Raw genomic sequence first — 16,974 nt, forward strand, 5'->3', positions numbered from 1 at the left:
CACTCGACTAGTCGTCGGCAGCGTCAGATGTGTATAAGAGACAGGGCGTGGACGGCCTGGACCCCTCCTCCATCCAGCTCATCGGCACGGCGGTGACGCCCGCGGTGATGGTGTCCGGGTGCGGCATCCTGGCCACGGGCCTGGACAATCAAATCTCGCGCATCACCGCGCGCATGCGGGACATGGTCCGGGAATGGCGCACGCTGCCGGAGGGCCATGCGCGCCGTGCGCTCCTGCGCGAGGAGGTGGCCATCATGGACCGCCGCCACGCCATCCTCGCCCGGGCCATTGGCTTCACCTACGCGGCGCTCCTGTCCTTCGTGGTGACGTCGCTCCTGTACCTGCTGCGCCGCAGCATCGCGGTGCCGGAGGGGCTGCCGGTGATGTCCTTCTCCCTGGGCGTGGGGCTGCTGGGGTCCACGGCGGTGCTGGCATTGGCGTCGCTGCGCCTGAGCCGCCGCGCCATCACACTGGAGGGTGAGGACCTCTTCCGGGACGGGCGGCCGGGCGGGCCACCGGCGCCCTGAATTTGTTCCGCAGCGCACGCGAAGGTGCTAGCGGGTGCCTCCGAGACGCGCGGGTCTGGTACGTCCCGGCTCGCGCGCCTGGTATCGCGCTGGATTCCGAAGCCTCTCTGGCTCAACCCGCACCGTGGAGCACGTGAACATGGCAAACGCCAAGGTCTTCTTCGACATGTCGATTGGTGGCCAGCCCGCCGGCCGCATCGTGATGGAGCTGTTCTCCGACGACGTTCCCAAGACCGCCGAGAACTTCCGTGCCCTGTGCACGGGTGAGAAGGGCGTCGGCCGCGCTGGCAAGCCGCTGCACTTCAAGGGCACGCCCTTCCACCGCGTCATCCCGAACTTCATGTGCCAGGGCGGCGACATCACGCTCGGCAATGGCTACGGCGGCGAGTCCATCTACGGTGAGAAGTTCGCGGACGAGAACTTCAAGCACAAGCACACCGCCCCGGGCTTCCTCTCCATGGCGAACGCGGGCCGCAACACCAACGGCTCGCAGTTCTTCCTCACCACCGTCGCGACCCCGTGGCTCGACGGCATGCACGTCGTCTTCGGCAAGGTCGTCGAGGGCATGGACGTGGTGAAGAAGATCGAAGGCGTGGGCAGCCAGTCCGGCGCGACGCGCCAGCCCGTGAAGATCGAAGACAGCGGCCAGCTGTAATCCCCTCCGTCGCTGCGTCTCACCACAAGGTCCATCCGTGCCTCGCGCGCGGATGGGCCTTCGTCGTTTCAGGACAGGCCGTGGGACGCGTCCTCGTCCTCCTCCTCGCGGGTCTCCTCCGGCCGGGAGGGCCGTGCGGGCACCGCGCCGAACGCGCGCAGCAGCTCCAGGGGGATGGGCAGGATGGTGTGGTTGCCGCCGCCGGTGATCTCCACCAGCGTCTGCAGGTAGCGCAGCTGGAGCGTGGCGGGGTTGCGGCTGAGCACGTCCGCGGCCAGGGAGAGCTTCTCCGCGGCCTGGTGTTCGCCTTCCGCGGCGATGATCTTCGCGCGGCGCTCGCGTTCCGCCTCCGCCTGCCGGGCGATGGCCCGCTGCATCTCCAGCGGCAGGTCGATGTGCTTCACCTCCACGTTGGAGACCTTCACGCCCCACGGGTCGGTGCGCGCGTCCAGCACCTGCTGCAACTCGTGGTTGATGCGCTCGCGCTGGGACAGGAGGTCGTCCAGCTCCACCTGGCCCAGGATGGCGCGCAGGGTGGTCTGCGCGATCTGGCTGGTGGCGTAGAGGTAGTCCTCCACCTGGAGCACGGCCTTGTCCGCCTGGATGACGCGGAAGTAGACGACGGCGCTGACCTTCACGCTGACGTTGTCCTTGGTGATGACGTCCTGCGGGGGCACGTCGCGCGCCACGGTGCGCAGGTCGATGATCACCATCCGCTCGATGAAGGGGATGAGCCAGCGGAAGCCCGCGCGCTTGAGCCCCACATAGCGGCCCAGCCGGAACACGACGCCGTTCTGGTACTCGGTGACGATGCGCACGCCGGAGATGAAGAGGAGGAACAGGACGGACAGGGGGATGAGCCATCCCAACGCACCGAACAGCTCGTTCATGGCATCGGCTCCGCGACGGTGAGGGTGAGCCCTTCCACGGCGCGCACCACGACCTGGGCGCCCTCGCGGATGGGAGTGAAGGAGACGGCGCGCCACCGCTCGCCGTGGACGAACACCTCGCCGCCCGAAGGTGTGACGGGGCCCAGCGCCGTGCCTGCTTCGCCCACGAGCCCCGCGTCTCCGCCCCGCTGCGGCAGCCTGCGCGTCTGGGCGCTGCGGTACGCGATGAAGGCCGCGGCCCCCGCGAACACGAGCGCCGTGGGCAGCATCACGCCCCACGACAAGCGGAAGGACGGCTCCACGAACCAGCCCGGTTCGAAGCGGTCCACCAGGAAGACGCCGCCCAGGATCAACAGGCCCGTGCCCGCCGCCCCCAAGAGGCCGCTGGTGACGAACAGCTCCGCGAGGATGAGCCCCACGCCCACGAGCATCAACACCAGCGCGCCCGAGCGCACCGGCAGCGTCGCTGAAGCCATCAACGCCAGCACCAGCGCCACGCAGCCAATGAGCCCCGGTGCCACCGCGCCTGGATGGGACAGCTCCACCACCAGGCCCAGCGCCGCGGTGAGGAACAGCAGGTAGATGATGGAAGGCTGCGCGAGCGCATGCACCACCTGCTGTGACAGCCCCGGCTCCTGCGGCACGACGCGGGCGTCACGGGTGGTGAGCGTCACGGTGTCACCGCCCGCCACCTCCACGCGGCGGCCATCGACGGCGGAGAGGAACGCGGCCTCGGTGGGGGCGACGAACTCCACCACGCGAAGCTCCACGGCGCGGTCCGCGGGAACGCTGGCGCTGTCGCGCACGGCGGTCGCGGCCCAGTCCGGATTGCGGCCCCGTTGCCGCGCGATGCCCTCCGCGAAGGCGACCGCGTCGTTCTCCACCTTCCGGGCGAGCTGCTCGCCTCCCGCCTGCTCCACGTCCTCGCCTCCGGGCCCCACCGGGTGCGCCGCGCCGATGTTCGTCCCCGGCGCCATGGCGCTCACGTTCGACGCGAGCGCGATGAACACGCCCGCGCTGCCGGCATGCGCGCCGGAAGGCCCCACCCACACGAGCACGGGAACGCGAGCGCCCAGGAACGCGCGCACCACGGTGCGGGTGGCCTCCAGCGAGCCGCCCGGCGTGTCCAGCCGCACGAGCAGCGCCGTGGCGCCCCCGTCCTCCGCGCGCTTCACGCAGTCCGCGAGGTACGCGCCGGACCCCGTATCCACCACGCCCTCCAGCTCGCACCGGGCGACGAAGGACGGAGCGGGAGGAGCCGCCGGAGCGGCGAAGCCCGCGAAGAGGAACGCCAGGAGCCAGCCCCACAGGACGTGACGGCGCCAGCTCATCCTGTCGACGTGCTCCCGCATGTCCGCCCCCGGTGCACGCGACCTCGCGCACACACACTCGGACAACGATGTGCATCGGCCCCACGGATGACTGGCGTGGGAGGCCGGGGGCCTGGAGGGCATGCGGGCAGGAAGGGCCCGGTGCCCCGCTTGTGCATTCAAAGTTGGACGTTGCAGGGGATGCGCGTTGCTGGAGGAGGACGCACCTCCCTAGGGTCAGCCTTTTGATCTTCTCCCAGGAGGTTTCATGCGCCGTGCCGTGCTGCTCATTGCTGCTCTGGGCCTGACTACCGCTGGAGTGATGGCCTGCAAGACCACACAGCCCCCGGGGACGGAAGACCAGATGCCCATCCAGGGCCCGGACACGGTCCGTGAGACCATCCAGAACGTGCCCCAGGAACAGGGTGGCCCCGCGGATCCCGTCGAAGCACCGGGCGTGGACGCTGGCACTCCCGGGGGTAGCCAGTAGTCTTCCGCGCCATGACGGCGGAGACGACGGTCTACAGGGCGGAGCGCGTATGGACGCTCGATGCGGAGCGTCCGCGCGCGGAAGCATTGGCGGTGCGTGACGGGCGGCTGCTCGCGGTGGGGCCGCTCGCGGAGGTTCGCGCCGCCGCGGGGCCCGACGCGCGCGAAGTGGACCTGGGCCGGGCCACCGTGGTGCCCGGCCTGGTGGACGCGCACGCGCACCTGCACGGCCTGGGACGCAGCCTGACCACGGTGCGCCTGGAGAAGGCGCCCTCGGTGGAGGACGTCATCCAGCGCTTGTCGAAGGCGCCCGCGTCGAGCTTCCAGGGGGACTGGTTGCTCGGCAAGGGCTGGGACCAGAACGAGTGGCCCGGCGCCGCGTTCCCCGGCCGCACGGAGCTGGACGCGCGCTTCCCCACGACGCCGGTGTTCCTCACGCGAGTGGATCATCACGCGGCCTGGGTGAACGGTGAAGCGCTGCGCCGCGCGGGCATCACGCGGGACACGCCGGATCCGCACGGAGGCCGCATCCTCAAGGACGCGAGCGGCGAACCCACCGGCGTCCTCGTGGACAACGCGATGGACGTGGTGGAGGCCGTCATCCCCGCGCCCACGCGCGAGCAGTTGGAGACCCGGCTGCGAGCCGCCCTGGAGCGTTGCGCGCAGGTCGGGCTCACGGGCGTGCACGACGCGGGCATGGACCTGCAGGCCTTCCGCACGTTGCAGGCGTGGGACGCGGCGGGGACGCTGCCCCTGCGCGTGTACGCGATGGCGGCGGGGCAGGGCGAGCAGCGCCACACCTATCTGGAGCAGGGCCCGTGGCAGGGGCGTCACCTGTCGATGCGCTCGGTGAAGTTCCTGGCGGATGGCGCGCTGGGAAGCCGGGGCGCGGCGCTGCACGACGACTACAGCGACGAGCCCGGCCAGCGTGGCTTGTTGCTCCTCACGCCCGAGGAACTCGAGGCCCGGTCACAGGCCTTCATGGCCCGGGGCTTCCAGGTGTGCATCCACGCCATTGGAGACCGTGCCAATACATTGGTCGTGGACGTCCTGCTGCGAGGCGCGGAGCGGACGGGCACGCAGGCCCTGCGCCACCGCGTGGAGCACGCTCAGATTCTGCGGCTGGAGGACATCCGGAGGCTGGGCGCGGCCGGGCTGGTGGCCAGCGTGCAGCCCACGCACGCGACCAGCGACATGCCCTGGGCGGAGACACGGCTGGGGCGCGAGCGGCTGAGGGGCGCGTACGCCTGGCGCACGTTGAAGGACGCGGGCGCGCACCTGGCGCTGGGCAGTGACTTCCCCATCGAGAACCCGGACGTGCTCGCGGGGCTCTACGCGGCGCGCACGCGGCAGGACGCGAAGGGCTGGCCGGAGGGTGGCTGGTATCCCAAGGAGCGCTTGAGCGCGGCGGAAGCGTTGGAGGGCTTCACGGTGGGGCCCGCGTGGGCGTCCTTCGAGGAGGCGCGGCGCGGAAGGCTGAAGCCCGGCCTGGACGCGGACTTCGTCGCGCTGTCGGCGGATCCGCTGGAGGGTCCCGCGGCCGCACTGGTGGACGCGCGCGTGCTGGCCACGGTGGTGGCGGGCGCGGAGGTGTTCCGCGCGGCGGGTTGAACGGCAGCCTCACCCGCCGAAGATGTGCGAGCGCGCGGCCTCGGCGATGGCGACGACGGCGGGGTGGCGCAGGCGGCGCTCCACGGTGATGGCGTAGAAGCACTGCTCGATTTCGTCGGTGTGCCCGATGGCGGTGACGTTGAACTGCCTTTGCACTTCGGCGTCGATGATGGAGGGCATGGCGAAGATGCCGTGCCCCTTCTGTCCGAAGGCCTGGAGCAGCGCGCTGTCGTCGAAGTCGCCAGCGATGAGGGGCCGGATGCCGAGCCGCTCGAACCAGAGGTCCAGCGAGCGGCGCACCGAGGACTCCTCCGACGGCAGCAGCATGGGAGCGCCGTCCAGCGAGCGAGGGAAGTCCTTGCGCAGGTGCGCGAGCGGCTGGGCGGCGAAGAACGTCACGCCGCACTTGCCCAGCAGGTGGTTGAAGGAGCGGACGCTGACGGGCTCGGAGCCGGGCGCGTCCGCGAGCACCACGTCCAATTCATGCAGCGCCAGCTGTGCGAGCAATTGGGGCAGGGGGCTCTCGCGGCAGATGATGCGCAGCGAGGGGCCGGCCTCCAGCGCGGGCTTGAGCAGCTGCTCGGCGACGAGCTTGGGGATGACGTCGAGCACGCCCACGTTGAGGCGCAGCTGCTGGCCGGTGGGGAGGCCGGAGACGACGTTCTTCAGCTCGTTGCCCAGGCGGAAGATCTCATCCGCGTAGCGCATGACGGTGCGGCCCACGTCGGAGAGGACGAGCTTGCGGCCCTTGCGCTCGAAGAGCTGGTGGCCCAGGGATTCCTCTAGAAGCTTGATTTGGGCGCTGATGGTGGGCTGGGCGAGGTGCAGCTCCTCACTTGCCTTGGCGATGCTGCCCGCCCGCGCAACCGTCCAGAAATACAGGAGATGGTGGTAGTTGAGCCACGCCATGACTTAGGAATAACCGAAGGGTTTCATCCAAACTAGCTCATTTTTTTAAGAGTCGCCTCCGCTTATCTCTACCTCCGTCACCGCGCGATGGATGCGCGGGGGACTGATTGGGGAGGTTGCGTTCATGGAAGCCATCTACGAGGGGCGCGAGTCCACGGTGGAGTTTGTGGAGGCCGAGGTTGACTCCGCGGAAGTGGAGATGCGGGTGCGGGGGCACCTGGAGCTGGTCCGCCGGCTGGCCTGGAAGTACCGGTGGACGGGCCTGTCGTTGGAGGAGCTGATGTCGGAGGGCAACGTCGGCCTGGTGGAGGCGGCGCGCCGGTTCGAGGAGCGGGGAGTGCCGTTCGGCGCCTACGCTCAGCAGTGGATCCGCGCGCGCATCCGGGCCTACGTGTCCCGCACCTGGAGTGTGGCGGGGGGCCGCGCGCCGTGGATCGTCTTCCAGCTCCGCCGCGAGCGTGCGCGGCTGGAGGCCCGCTGGGGCGAGGGCCACCCGGAAGTGACGAAGCGGCTGGCCGAGGCGCTGGGCAAGCGGGAGGAGGAGGTGGTGCGGGGGACGGACGCCCTGGCGAAGGACGTGTCGTTGAACGCGCCCCTGGGGTGGGAGGGGGATGTGACGCGGCTGGACATGCTGGAGTCGGACGAGGACTCGGCGGAGGAGCAGGCGGACCGGGGCGCCTGGGCAGAGAAGCTGCACCAGAGCGTGGCGGCGGCCTGGCCGGAGCTGGACGCGCGGGAGCGGGCGCTGGTGAAGGAGCGGATGCTGGCGGAGGACGGGGTGAGCGCGGAGTTCCTGGCGAAGCGCTTCGGGGTGACGGCGGTGCGCATCCGGCAGATCGAACAGGGGCTGCGCCAGAAGCTGCGCCAGCGGCTGACGGCGGGGTGCACGGCCTGGGACAACAGCGAGGCGCCCCGGCTGGCGGCCTGAGTGTCGGGCGAGGGGGAGGGTTGGCGGAAAGAGGTTGACGGCGCGGGCAAGTGACCGTAAATCGGCGCTGCCGCTCGCGGTGCGCGGTACGCCCAAGTAGCTCAGTCGGTAGAGCAGGGGACTGAAAATCCCCGTGTCGGTGGTTCGATTCCGCCCTTGGGCACACCAGTACGAAGAATCTGAAGGGCGTCGGACTCCGGTCCGACGCCCTTCTGCTTTTCGCGTGCTCCCAGGCCAGCGCCGCGGAACAGGTGCTGGCTCCGGTGCACACCGAAGCTGGGCCCGAAGTGCCGCACGGCCTGCTCATCGCCGCCATCGAGTGATGACAGACACTCTTTGAGACTGGCCGGGATGCTCGCCGGTCCCTTCCCATTCACCCCCATATGTCTGGTCTCCCGCTGCGGGCTGGGTGGGCCGGCCGCACCCGATGTGCGAGCATCGTGATGCATCCTTTGACGTGGCCGGTAGGCGTTGCCCTGCCCGTGCATCGGGTTCGGAGGTTCCTCGCAAATGGAGTTCTTTCAGACCACCGAGGCCACGACCGGGGAAGCACGGGTCTTCAACGCCCTCCGAGAGGCGTTCCGCCAGGACGAGGGACTCTGCTTCCTGCGGTATCCCTTCTTCGAGACCCGAGGGCGCTTTCGCCACGAGCCCGACATCCTCATGCTTCATCGGGACCTGGGACTGCTCATCATCGAGGTCAAGGACCTGCAGGCTCGCCACGTGTCCCGCATGGAAGGGCACACCTGGCACATGGCTGATTGGCACAAGGGCATCGAGGAGCCATATGCCCAGGCGGAAGCGCAGATATGGTCGGCGCTCAAGCGCTTCAACAGCGTGCCTCTGCTGCATGATCGCCTGAAGCATCATGCGCTGGTGGCCCTTCCCAACGTCCCCCGTGCCGAGTGGGCCGCGAAGGGATTCACCTTGCTGCCGTGCAATCCGGCCATCCTTCACAAAGACGAGCTGGGCCCCGTCACCCTGCGCCGGCGACTTGGCGATTTCGCCGGAACGGCAGGTCGCTCACGTCTGACGAATGAGGAGTGGCAGAAGGCGCGTGCAGTCCTGGGGTTTGGCACGGTCATCGAGCAGATCCAGAAGAGGGGAGGATTCGCTGGCACCGCCGCCCGTGTCGCCGCCAGCGAGACGAGGATTGCCGCCCTTGATCTGGAGCAGGTGAGTATTGGAGTGGAGATCCCACCGGGTCCGCAGCGGATCCGAGGCATCGCGGGCTCCGGTAAGACGATGCTCCTGGCCATCAAGGCGGCACGGATGCATCTCGCGCATCCGGATTGGGATATTGCATTCACTTTCAATACAAAGAGCCTTTATCAGGTCATCCAAAGCTACATCACGGAGCTGTGCCGGTATCTGGGCGATTCGGAGCCGAACTGGCGGAAGCTGCGGGTCATGCATGCCTGGGGCGGCAGGACGACGGGCCCCGGCCTCTACTACGTCACAGCGCAGGCCATGGGGCGCAAGGCCCGTACCTCGAACGATTTCAAGGGCACTACCATCTCAGAGAATCTGGCTGTCGCGTGTCGCGAGCTCCTGGAACTGGGGAGGGTCCCCGAACTCTTCGATGCGGTGCTCGTCGACGAAGGCCAGGATCTGTTGTCAGACTTTTATCGACTGGCGTACGCAGTTCTAAAGGCTCCGAAGCGCCTGATCTGGGCCTATGACGAGGCTCAGAGCCTGGACCATCTCACCATTCCAACGTCGGAGAACCTCTTCGGCCGCGGCCCCGACGGGAAGTTGCTCGTGGATGTCGCTGGCCAATACCCGGGAGGCATCTACAAGAGCCGCATCATGCGGAGGTGCTATCGCACGCCACGTCAGATCCTGCTGGCAGCCCATGCGGTCGGAATGGGCCTCCTGCGGCCGGAGGGCCCGGTTCAGGCGATCACCACGAAGAGTGGCTGGCAGGACATCGGCTACTCAGTCGAGACAGGCGGATTTGCGAGTCCCGGTGCCGAAGTCGTGCTGGTGCGCTCGATGGCGAATTCGGGCCATCCGCTGGATTCCTTGCCGATGCCTCGCCGACCCCTCCTGAGATCTCAGGGCTTCGCGGATCGCGAGGCGGAATTCGAGGCCTGCGCACGTTGCGTCCAAGAGCAGGTGCGGACCGGAGTCCGAGCCGAACAGATCATGGTCGTCCATCTGGGCTTTAAGGACGAACTCCAACGCCTCGCCGGAAGGCTGAGTGAGGCGGGCGTCGTCGTTCATTCCACGGAGGAAAACCCCAGAGAGTTTCGCCGTGCAGGGGCGGTCACCGTGACCGGGGTCCATCGAGCCAAGGGCAACGAGTCTCGCGTCGTTTTCGTCACAGGTCTTGATTGTGTCGAACGAGTCGAAGGCGAGGTCGTGAACCGGAATCACCTGTTCGTCGCGCTGACCCGCTCACGACAGGAGTGCATCGTCTCGGGCGTCAGTACGAGATCACGCCGCCTTCTGCACGAACTGGAAACACTGCACCGGATGGGAGACCGGGTCGTGTTCCTGGCCCCTGACCCCAAGCGGCTCAAGCGGAGCCTGGAGGATGAGCCGAGCCCGGGAGTTCCTTCGGATCCGCCACGGCCCCAGGAGTCCCCTGTTCGTGCCAGCGTTGCTGATGACGAGCGCTTCAGGACTCACTTGCCGCTCTACGATGTCCGGGCCGCGGCGGGACCCTGGGGTGCTGGACGTGTCGTTGAACAGGAAGTGGATGGCTGGGTCGATGCCACGGCGATCGGCGCCCTCTCCACGGACATGTTCGCCGTAAGGGTCGCCGGAAAATCGATGGAACCCCAGATTGCTGATGGTTCCATCGCCGTGTTCCGACACCTGCGCGACTCCGTACCCGAGGGCAAGATCGTCCTCGTCCAGCAGTTGCAGGCGGACCACGAGAGTGTCGCGGTGGTGGTGAAGCGCCTGGCGCGCTCGGTCAGCGGCTACCGGCTGGAGTCCTTGAATCCGCTCTACTCCCCGTTGGCCTTCGACCCGTTCTCCGAGAAGGAGCCCGTCCGTCTGCTGGGTGTGTACCTTGGCGTTGTGCCACCTGCCAGGAGCTAGCCTCGATGCAAACTTGAGGAACCGCCGCGTTTCGGCCATGTCGGGGCGCGGTCGTTTCGTGCGCTGAGCGTCGTAGCGCGTACCCCCGTGGCCCATGCCGAGAAGCCGGGCCGCTTCTCTTTGGGAGAGCAGGAACTTGGGGTCGGCGAGCCTTTCGGTCATCGCGTTGGCCGGGTTTGAGGCAGTGACTGTTTCCGCCTACTTCGCGGCGCCAATGCGCGATGCGAACAGGCCGAACTTCTGGCTGTGACGCTCCCGGCGGCACCAGTCCTCGATGACGTTCAGGTCCACTTCCTTGCTCCGCGCATGGAAGACAGCAAGGGCCTGCTCCAGGCCGCTGAAGTCGTTCCAGAAGAGAAAGGACGCGAGTCGGTCCCGGCAGGAGTCGGTCGGCGACAGGACGTACAGCACCTCGTCGTCACGACGCGCGGTGCTCCAGCTTTTGATCAAGTCATCTCCCACTGCCAGCGGCCCGTTCGGAAACTCCAGAAGGAAGTGCGAGCGTGGGTGACGGTAGAAGTCTCCCTTTCGGGTGAAGCCGAGCGCAGCCAGCGCCGCTTCGCCTCCTGTTCCCTTCAGGGTGGTCACGAAGTCGAGATCTCCTGATTGGTACGCTTCCGGCGCGTAGTAGGTCGCCGCGCTTCCGCCAGTGAGCACTGCGTGGAAGCCTTTGCGCTCCAGTGCCGTGCACACGGCGAAGGCAATATCCGTGAGCGACGAAGTGGGCCCGATCACAGGAGCCCCGGCTTGCCAGCTCGGCGAGGACGACGCCGCCGCGCGGCGAGCTTGCTCTGGAGCGTCGCGTCGTTCTCGCCAAGTTTCCAAAGCAGCGCGCTGAGTTCCGCGTGCGCGAAATACCGGGGATTCAGGGAGACCATCCGCGTTCGCCCCATCAACCGGCTGGCGATGACGGCTTCCCGTTCGAGCGACGTCAGGATGGATTGGACGGTGTAGAGGCGTACGCCAAGCAGCGCAGCCAACTCACTGGGATAGGTTCCTTCGAGCAGACGGATGGCCATGAGCACCGCCGTCCTGGTCGAAGTACCAAAGAGCCGGGAGCCTTCTTCAAGCACGAAGCCGATTTACCAATTTTCTTGGCGATATTGCCAGCGGTCTTGGTGATTCCGCCTTTGGGCACACCAGTCAGAAGAATTTGAAGGGCGTCGGACTCCGGTCCGGCGCCCTTTTTCTTTGCCCGCGCTGGCGGGCGGCGTCGTTACGGAGGGCTGATGCGTCCGGGGGCGCCATTGGCGCCGGCCACGGTGTGGCAGGAGCCGCAGGCCCCGGTGCCCTGCGAACTGCTCATGGCCCACTGGGTGCCACCGTGGGTGACGCGGGCGGTGTAGGGGAACGCGAAGTCCTTCGCATCCCCGGCCTCAAGGAAGAAGTTGCCGGAGGCATTGGCCGTCAACGTGTATGCCTTCTGCTTGGCGTCGGTGATGACAACCTGGGCGCCCTCGAGGCCCGCGCAGTCGTCCGCCTCGTGCGCGGTGGCCTGGACGGTCCCCGCCACCACGAACTTCGGCCCCTCGCCCCGGTCTGTATGGCATTGGATGCAGTTGCCACCGGGATGCATCAGGGCGTTGCCGCTGTCGCCGCCCGTCCACTTCATGCCCGTGGAGCACTCGGAGGTGCTCACCGCCTCCAGGCTGCCTCCGCCGCAGCCCGTGACAAGACCACTGAAAGCCAGACACAGCATGAGGAGCGGGGGAATGCGTTGTGACATGTGTCACCTCTGGAAGGACTGTGTTTCATTCGAGGCCTTCACCTCCGTGCTGTCAACGGGACTCTTGGTACGGGGTCCCAGGGGGGCGGGTCGGGAATACGGGAGGGAGCCCGCGGTTCATCCGGGCCGAGCCTCCGGTGGGTCCTGGAGCCTTGCGCGCGGTCCCTCCGCCGTCCCGGGTGCACATCCGGGCGCGACGCGGTAGATGGGTGTCCCGGAGGAACATCAACGCAATGGACGCGAACGTGGTGGCGGAGCTGGAGAAGGCGGGCGTGAAGGTGGAGGACCCCATGCGCCTGTTCATCCCCGTGGAGCGGGACGAGCAGGGCCAGGTGAAGCCCGTGGGCGACGAGGTGCCCGTGCGCTTCGGTGACGTCACCGCCCACGTGCGCCTGCAGCCTGTCTCCGCGCTGTGGACCGGGAACAAGCAGCCTCCCGACTTCACCCGGCCGCCCTTCCCCGAGTACGAGCCGTTCTTCTTCCTCGTGGAAGCCACCGCCGCCGGCTTCTGCCGCGACACCCGCCACGCGGAGGTCGACCAGGAGTTCTCCCAGCTCTACCGCCACCTCGCGCGCCGGCCGGACGGCCACCACAAGAACCCGCTCTTCTCCTACCTGCGCGCCGCCGCCCGCCTGTACCTGTCCCTGCGCGACGTCAGCCAGTCGGAGTTCGAGGCCGTCGCCCAGCGCCTCCACCAGTCCGCCAAGCTGCACGCGGGCCACATCGGCAGCACGAACTACTTCCAGGCCGTGCTGCGGCAGGTGCTGGGCGCATAGCTTCAAGAGCGGGAGCGTCCGCAGGGAGCGCATGCCGGGCCGCCAGGTGTCCTGTCGCGGAGGGGCCAGCGGCGGCTCGAAAACAGGGCTCGCTGGAAGACCACCCCATGGGTAGGTTTTCCATCTGATGCCCTCTCGCACCGCCTCTTCACCAGAGACCTCCCTCCAGCAGCGGCTCACGAGGCCCCGCCTCCGTGAGCTGGCCAGCCGGGAGCTGCTCGCACAGGCCCGGCAGTGGCTCATCCGGGATGCGGTGGACGTGTGGCCCCCTTCCCAGGGCTGCCTCCGGGGAACCGTTACCGACGGCTACGGGCGCCTGTTCGACGCATCCCTCAGCGTGGACCCCGGCTCCGACGGGCTGCTGCTGGAGTGTGAATGCACCACCTACTGGAACCAAGGGGTCTGCGCGCATGCGATCTCGGTCGGGCTCGCGTGGCTCCAGTCGTCCACGCTCTGGGAAGGGGAGCGCGCTCCCCCGCCTCGGCGCACGCAGCCCGTCTCCCCGCGCCTGACGAAGGCCCCTTCGCAACCCGCCATCCCCGACGCCATCCAGCCGTGGCTCGTGGAACACCACGTCGAGCGTGCCCGCGCCGTGCCCGTGGCCGTGCTGGCGTCCCTGTTGCCCGACTCCGTCACACGACACGCGCTCCCCGCGCTGCGCAAGGCCACGGTGGTGGATGTGCTGGAGGGCAGTTCGAAGCTCCGGCGCTTGAGGGACGGCGAGCGGGACGCGCTCGCGGAGGCGGCCTGGCACTGGATGCGTGACGAGGCAGGGCGCGTGTCGCGGGGGCTGGCCCGGGAAGCCTCCGCGAAGCCCTTGCCTCCCCCCACGGACGACCGCCTCGCGCCGCTGCGGGATGCGCTCGCGCGGACCCGCGCGCGGATCCGCTCCCAGGCCACGCCCCGGCTGCTGTCATCCGCACCCAGGGCCATCCTCCAGGAGGCCCCCTTGCGGCTCCTCGTGAAGGAGCCGGAGCTGGCGGCATGGGGGCATCGTGCCGCGCACGACGCGGATGGGGAGGACGGGGGTGCCGTGGTGCTCGAACCTCGCGCCATGATGGAGGGCCGTCCCGGCCTGTCCTGTCCGTGCTCGCCCAAGGCGGACGAGGCTCCCTGTGTCCACGCCCTGACCGCCGTGGACGCGGCGCTGGCGTTCCTGGTGCTTCCGAAGCACGCCGCTCTCGCCGCGAGGCTGGCGGAGCTGTTGTTCGAAGCGCCGGGCCGTGCGCTCCTGTCCGCGCTGGAGGTATCCCTCCTGGACCGGGCGGTGCGCGACGCTCCGGCGACCGGCGACTTCGTCACCTTCCGGCTGGAGCCCGAGTCCTTGCGCGGCTGGCGGCTCCGGCCCTACGTGCACGTGCCCGCGAAGAAGGGTGGCCTGTCCCAGGGCCGCGCCGTCACCTGGTACGACCGCGACAAGGCGCTCCGGACGCTCCAGGACCCGGATGAACGCCATGCCTGGTCGCTCCTCGACGCGGAAGAGCAAATGGGCAGGAACGGTGCGATGGGGTACGGCCTCGGGGAAGGCGCGCCGTACACGCTGCTGCTCCAGGCCCTGCGTTCGCTTGCGCACAGCCCCCGCCTCCGCCTGGCCGGCGCTCCGGACGCGGCCGTGCGGGTGCGGGAAGCGCCGCTGGGCTTCGCCCTGGAGGAGGACGGACAGGCCCTGCGCCTGCGGCCGGCGGTGGACGGACGCCCCGTGCCCCCAGAGGCCCTGACGCCACCTCCCGATGGGCCGGAGGCTCCCCAGCCCTGGCTGTTCGTGGAGCCCGGTGGGCCGAGCGTCACGCTGGTGTCCGTTCCCCTCGGCGCGGTGCCCCTGCTCGAATCCCTGGCGCGCCACGGCGCCTACGTGTCCGAGCGCCAGCGCGAGGCGTTGCTCGGGCACCTCTCCGCGCTGGAGGCGGCCTTCCCCGTGGCGCTGCCGCCGTCCCTGGAGCCCCGCCCCGTGGAGGCCAGCCCGGGCCTGCTGGTGCGGCTGCGCACGGTGGAGGACTCCGCGTTGGAGGTTTCGCTCTTCGTGAGGCCCCTGGCGGAGGCCCCTCCCCAGCCCGTGGGCGAAGGCGCTCCCGGGGTCCGGGGCCAGCGCGGCATTGAGCGCGTCATGGTCCGGCGCGAACTGGACGCGGAGCGCGCGGAGGCGGACGCGCTCCTCGCACGTCTGTCATTGCCGGCCGGGATGTATCACTTCACGCGCGACACGGCGGAGGACGCGCTCCAGCTCCTGGAGGCGCTGGAGCCGCTCACGGGGCCCCTGGTGCGCGTGGAGTGGGCGGAGCAGCCGTGGACGGTGACGCGCGTGGAGACCGCGAACGTCCGGGTCCAGGTCCTGCGGGAGAATGACTGGTTCGGCGCGAAGGGGGGCGTGGAGCTGGACGGAGTGCGCGTGGAGCTGGCCATCCTGCTGGAGGCCGTGCGCCGCCGCCAGCGCTACGTCCCGCTGGGGAAGGGGCGCTGGATGCGCCTCACGGAGGCGCTGCGCGAGCAACTGACCCCGCTCGCGGACGTGGCGCATCCGGGACGCAAGGGGCTGGAGGTGAGCGCCGCGGCGGCGCCCGTGCTGGACACGCTGGAGAAGGCTGGCGCGCGCGTCCAGGCGCCTCCGGACTGGCGCCAGCTGGCGAAGCGCATCCACGATGCCCACGCGCGCCCGGTGCGCGTGCCCCGGGGCTTGAAGGCGGAGCTGCGCGACTACCAGCGCGAGGGCTTCGTGTGGCTCGCGCGGCTGACCTCGTGGGGCGCGGGCGCGTGCCTCGCGGATGATATGGGATTGGGCAAGACGGCCCAGGCGCTGGCCCTGCTGCTGTCCCGCACGGCGGACGGCCCCGCGCTGGTGGTGGCGCCCACCTCCCTGCGTGGCAACTGGGTGCGCGAGGCCGCTCGCTTCGCCCCTTCGCTGCGCGTGCACGTCTGGCAGGACGCGGACCGGGACGCCCTTCCGGCCCGGCTGGGGCCCCGGGACCTGCTGATCATCAGCTACGGCCTGCTGGCGAGGGACGCCGCGAAGCTCGCGGACGTGACCTTCGCCACCCTGGTGGTGGATGAAGCGCAGGCGGTGAAGAACCCGGACACGGCCCGGGCCCGCGCGCTGCGCGGCGTGAAGGCCGAGGCCCGCGTGGCCCTCACCGGCACTCCGGTGGAGAACCGCCTGTCGGAACTGTGGAGCCTCTTCCACCTGCTCTTCCCCGGCCTGTTGGGAGGGCGCGAGTCCTTCCACGCGCGGTTCGCGGTTCCCATCGAGCGGGACCGGAACGCGGATGCGCGCGCGTCCCTGGCCCGGCTGGTGCGCCCCTTCCTCCTGCGCCGCACGAAGGCCCAGGTGGCGCGCGAGCTGCCCCCGCGCGTGGACACGGTGGTGCTCGTCACCCTGTCGGACGCCGAGCGGCGTCTGTACGACGACGTGCGGCTCGCGGCCCTGGCCCGGCTGGGCGAGGGAACTCCTGGCGGGGACCAGCGCTTCGAGATGCTGGCCGCGCTCACCCGGCTGCGATTGGCCGCCTGTCATCCCCGCCTGGTGGATCCGGACACGGCACTGTCCTCCTCCAAGCTGGAGCGCGTGCTGGAGCGGGTGGAGGAGTTGATGGCGGAGGGTGGCCGCGCGCTCGTCTTCAGCCAGTTCGTGCGCCACCTGACCCTGGTGCTCGACGCGCTGGAGGCGAGGGGCATCGCGTTCCAGTACCTGGATGGGCGGACGCCCCCGGCGGAGCGGCAGGCCCGCGTGGAGGCCTTTCAGCGAGGGGAGGGCGCGCTCTTCCTCATCTCGCTCAAGGCGGGCGGCACCGGCCTCAACCTCACCGGCGCCGACCACGTGCTCCACCTGGACCCGTGGTGGAACCCCGCGGTGGAGGATCAGGCCTCCGACCGGGCCCACCGCATCGGGCAGACGCGGCCCGTCACCGTGTCGCGTTTCGTCGCCGAAGGCACCATCGAGGAGGCCATCCTCGCCCTCCACGCGGAGAAGCGGGAGCTGGCCGACAGCCTGCTCTCCGAGGCGGACGGCGCCGCCGCGCTGTCCCCCGCGCGGCTCTTGGGGCTGCTGCGCTTCGGCGCGGGGACCGCCGAGGACTGAGCTGGAGCCGCGCATCCACGCGGCGTTTCTGGA

Annotated in this window: 14 protein-coding genes and 1 tRNA gene; 9 read left to right on the forward strand and 6 right to left on the reverse strand. The window is 69.4% G+C overall.

The features are described 5' to 3' along the window. Positions 1-47: 47 nt before the first annotated feature. Both D7X32_RS27295 and D7X32_RS27300 read left to right on the forward strand, forming a co-directional pair. Positions 48-527 (forward strand): DUF2721 domain-containing protein, encoded by a 480-nt coding sequence (locus D7X32_RS27295; protein WP_120605509.1) that lies wholly within the window; start codon positions 48-50, stop codon positions 525-527. A 139-nt stretch (positions 528-666) separates the two neighbouring features. Next, positions 667-1,182, forward strand: a complete 516-nt coding sequence (locus tag D7X32_RS27300; RefSeq protein WP_120605527.1) for a peptidylprolyl isomerase — start codon at positions 667-669, stop codon at positions 1,180-1,182. Positions 1,183-1,250: 68 nt separating this feature from the next. On the opposite strand, the gene D7X32_RS27305 is transcribed toward D7X32_RS27300, so the two are convergent. Both D7X32_RS27305 and D7X32_RS27310 read right to left on the reverse strand, forming a co-directional pair. Then, on the reverse strand, positions 1,251-2,072 hold the full coding sequence (locus D7X32_RS27305; protein ID WP_120605510.1) for a slipin family protein: 822 nt from the start codon (positions 2,070-2,072) through the stop codon (positions 1,251-1,253). After that, positions 2,069-3,403, reverse strand: coding sequence for an NfeD family protein (locus tag D7X32_RS27310; RefSeq protein ID WP_167506517.1), 1,335 nt, complete (start codon positions 3,401-3,403; stop codon positions 2,069-2,071). Before D7X32_RS27310 ends, D7X32_RS27305 begins: the two co-directional genes overlap by 4 nt. A gap of 301 nt (positions 3,404-3,704) precedes the next feature. On the opposite strand from D7X32_RS27310, the gene D7X32_RS27315 reads away from it, so the two are divergent. Beyond that, entirely contained in the window at positions 3,705-3,872 is a 168-nt protein-coding gene (locus D7X32_RS27315; RefSeq protein WP_244239205.1) for a hypothetical protein, read from the forward strand. A gap of 11 nt (positions 3,873-3,883) precedes the next feature. After that, positions 3,884-5,482: an amidohydrolase gene (locus D7X32_RS27320; protein WP_120605513.1), complete on the forward strand. Its 1,599-nt coding sequence runs from the start codon at positions 3,884-3,886 to the stop codon at positions 5,480-5,482. A gap of 9 nt (positions 5,483-5,491) precedes the next feature. Here the strand turns inward: D7X32_RS27320 and nhaR are convergent, their stop codons facing one another. Beyond that, positions 5,492-6,391, reverse strand: coding sequence for a transcriptional activator NhaR (gene nhaR, locus D7X32_RS27325; protein ID WP_120551277.1), 900 nt, complete (start codon positions 6,389-6,391; stop codon positions 5,492-5,494). 124 nt (positions 6,392-6,515) lie between these two features. Between nhaR and D7X32_RS27330 the strand changes: the two genes are divergently transcribed. From D7X32_RS27330 to D7X32_RS27340, 3 genes are all read left to right on the forward strand, one after another. Beyond that, positions 6,516-7,319 (forward strand): sigma-70 family RNA polymerase sigma factor, encoded by an 804-nt coding sequence (locus D7X32_RS27330; RefSeq protein ID WP_120605514.1) that lies wholly within the window; start codon positions 6,516-6,518, stop codon positions 7,317-7,319. A gap of 90 nt (positions 7,320-7,409) precedes the next feature. Beyond that, a tRNA-Phe gene (locus D7X32_RS27335) sits at positions 7,410-7,482 on the forward strand. Between the two features lie 347 nt (positions 7,483-7,829). After that, positions 7,830-10,370, forward strand: a complete 2,541-nt coding sequence (locus D7X32_RS27340) for a S24 family peptidase (protein WP_120605515.1) — start codon at positions 7,830-7,832, stop codon at positions 10,368-10,370. 198 nt (positions 10,371-10,568) lie between these two features. On the opposite strand, the gene D7X32_RS27345 is transcribed toward D7X32_RS27340, so the two are convergent. The 3 genes from D7X32_RS27345 to D7X32_RS27355 form a co-directional block, all read right to left on the reverse strand. Next, positions 10,569-11,063: a nucleotidyltransferase family protein gene (locus tag D7X32_RS27345; protein ID WP_147450288.1), complete on the reverse strand. Its 495-nt coding sequence runs from the start codon at positions 11,061-11,063 to the stop codon at positions 10,569-10,571. A gap of 38 nt (positions 11,064-11,101) precedes the next feature. Beyond that, positions 11,102-11,389, reverse strand: coding sequence for an ArsR family transcriptional regulator (locus tag D7X32_RS27350; RefSeq protein WP_120605517.1), 288 nt, complete (start codon positions 11,387-11,389; stop codon positions 11,102-11,104). 197 nt (positions 11,390-11,586) lie between these two features. After that, complete coding sequence (locus D7X32_RS27355; RefSeq protein ID WP_120605518.1) at positions 11,587-12,096, reverse strand: hypothetical protein; 510 nt, start codon at positions 12,094-12,096, stop codon at positions 11,587-11,589. A 233-nt stretch (positions 12,097-12,329) separates the two neighbouring features. On the opposite strand from D7X32_RS27355, the gene D7X32_RS27360 reads away from it, so the two are divergent. Continuing rightward, positions 12,330-12,872, forward strand: coding sequence for a hypothetical protein (locus tag D7X32_RS27360; protein ID WP_120605519.1), 543 nt, complete (start codon positions 12,330-12,332; stop codon positions 12,870-12,872). 127 nt (positions 12,873-12,999) lie between these two features. Then, positions 13,000-16,941 (forward strand): DEAD/DEAH box helicase, encoded by a 3,942-nt coding sequence (locus D7X32_RS27365; RefSeq protein WP_120605520.1) that lies wholly within the window; start codon positions 13,000-13,002, stop codon positions 16,939-16,941. The last annotated feature ends 33 nt before the right edge of the window (positions 16,942-16,974 follow it).

It is taken from the genome of Corallococcus carmarthensis, assembly GCF_003611695.1.
Lineage (GTDB): Bacteria > Myxococcota > Myxococcia > Myxococcales > Myxococcaceae > Corallococcus > Corallococcus carmarthensis.

Coding starts and splice junctions, on each gene's coding strand:
- D7X32_RS27365 (WP_120605520.1), top strand. CDS start 13,000: ATGCCCTCTCGCACCGCCTCTTCACCAGAGACCTCCCTCCAGCAGCGG.
- D7X32_RS27350 (WP_120605517.1), bottom strand. CDS start 11,389: ATGGCCATCCGTCTGCTCGAAGGAACCTATCCCAGTGAGTTGGCTGCG.
- D7X32_RS27340 (WP_120605515.1), top strand. CDS start 7,830: ATGGAGTTCTTTCAGACCACCGAGGCCACGACCGGGGAAGCACGGGTC.
- nhaR (WP_120551277.1), bottom strand. CDS start 6,391: ATGGCGTGGCTCAACTACCACCATCTCCTGTATTTCTGGACGGTTGCG.
- D7X32_RS27310 (WP_167506517.1), bottom strand. CDS start 3,403: ATGAGCTGGCGCCGTCACGTCCTGTGGGGCTGGCTCCTGGCGTTCCTC.
- D7X32_RS27355 (WP_120605518.1), bottom strand. CDS start 12,096: ATGTCACAACGCATTCCCCCGCTCCTCATGCTGTGTCTGGCTTTCAGT.
- D7X32_RS27320 (WP_120605513.1), top strand. CDS start 3,884: ATGACGGCGGAGACGACGGTCTACAGGGCGGAGCGCGTATGGACGCTC.
- D7X32_RS27360 (WP_120605519.1), top strand. CDS start 12,330: ATGGACGCGAACGTGGTGGCGGAGCTGGAGAAGGCGGGCGTGAAGGTG.
- D7X32_RS27330 (WP_120605514.1), top strand. CDS start 6,516: ATGGAAGCCATCTACGAGGGGCGCGAGTCCACGGTGGAGTTTGTGGAG.
- D7X32_RS27315 (WP_244239205.1), top strand. CDS start 3,705: ATGGCCTGCAAGACCACACAGCCCCCGGGGACGGAAGACCAGATGCCC.
- D7X32_RS27300 (WP_120605527.1), top strand. CDS start 667: ATGGCAAACGCCAAGGTCTTCTTCGACATGTCGATTGGTGGCCAGCCC.
- D7X32_RS27305 (WP_120605510.1), bottom strand. CDS start 2,072: ATGAACGAGCTGTTCGGTGCGTTGGGATGGCTCATCCCCCTGTCCGTC.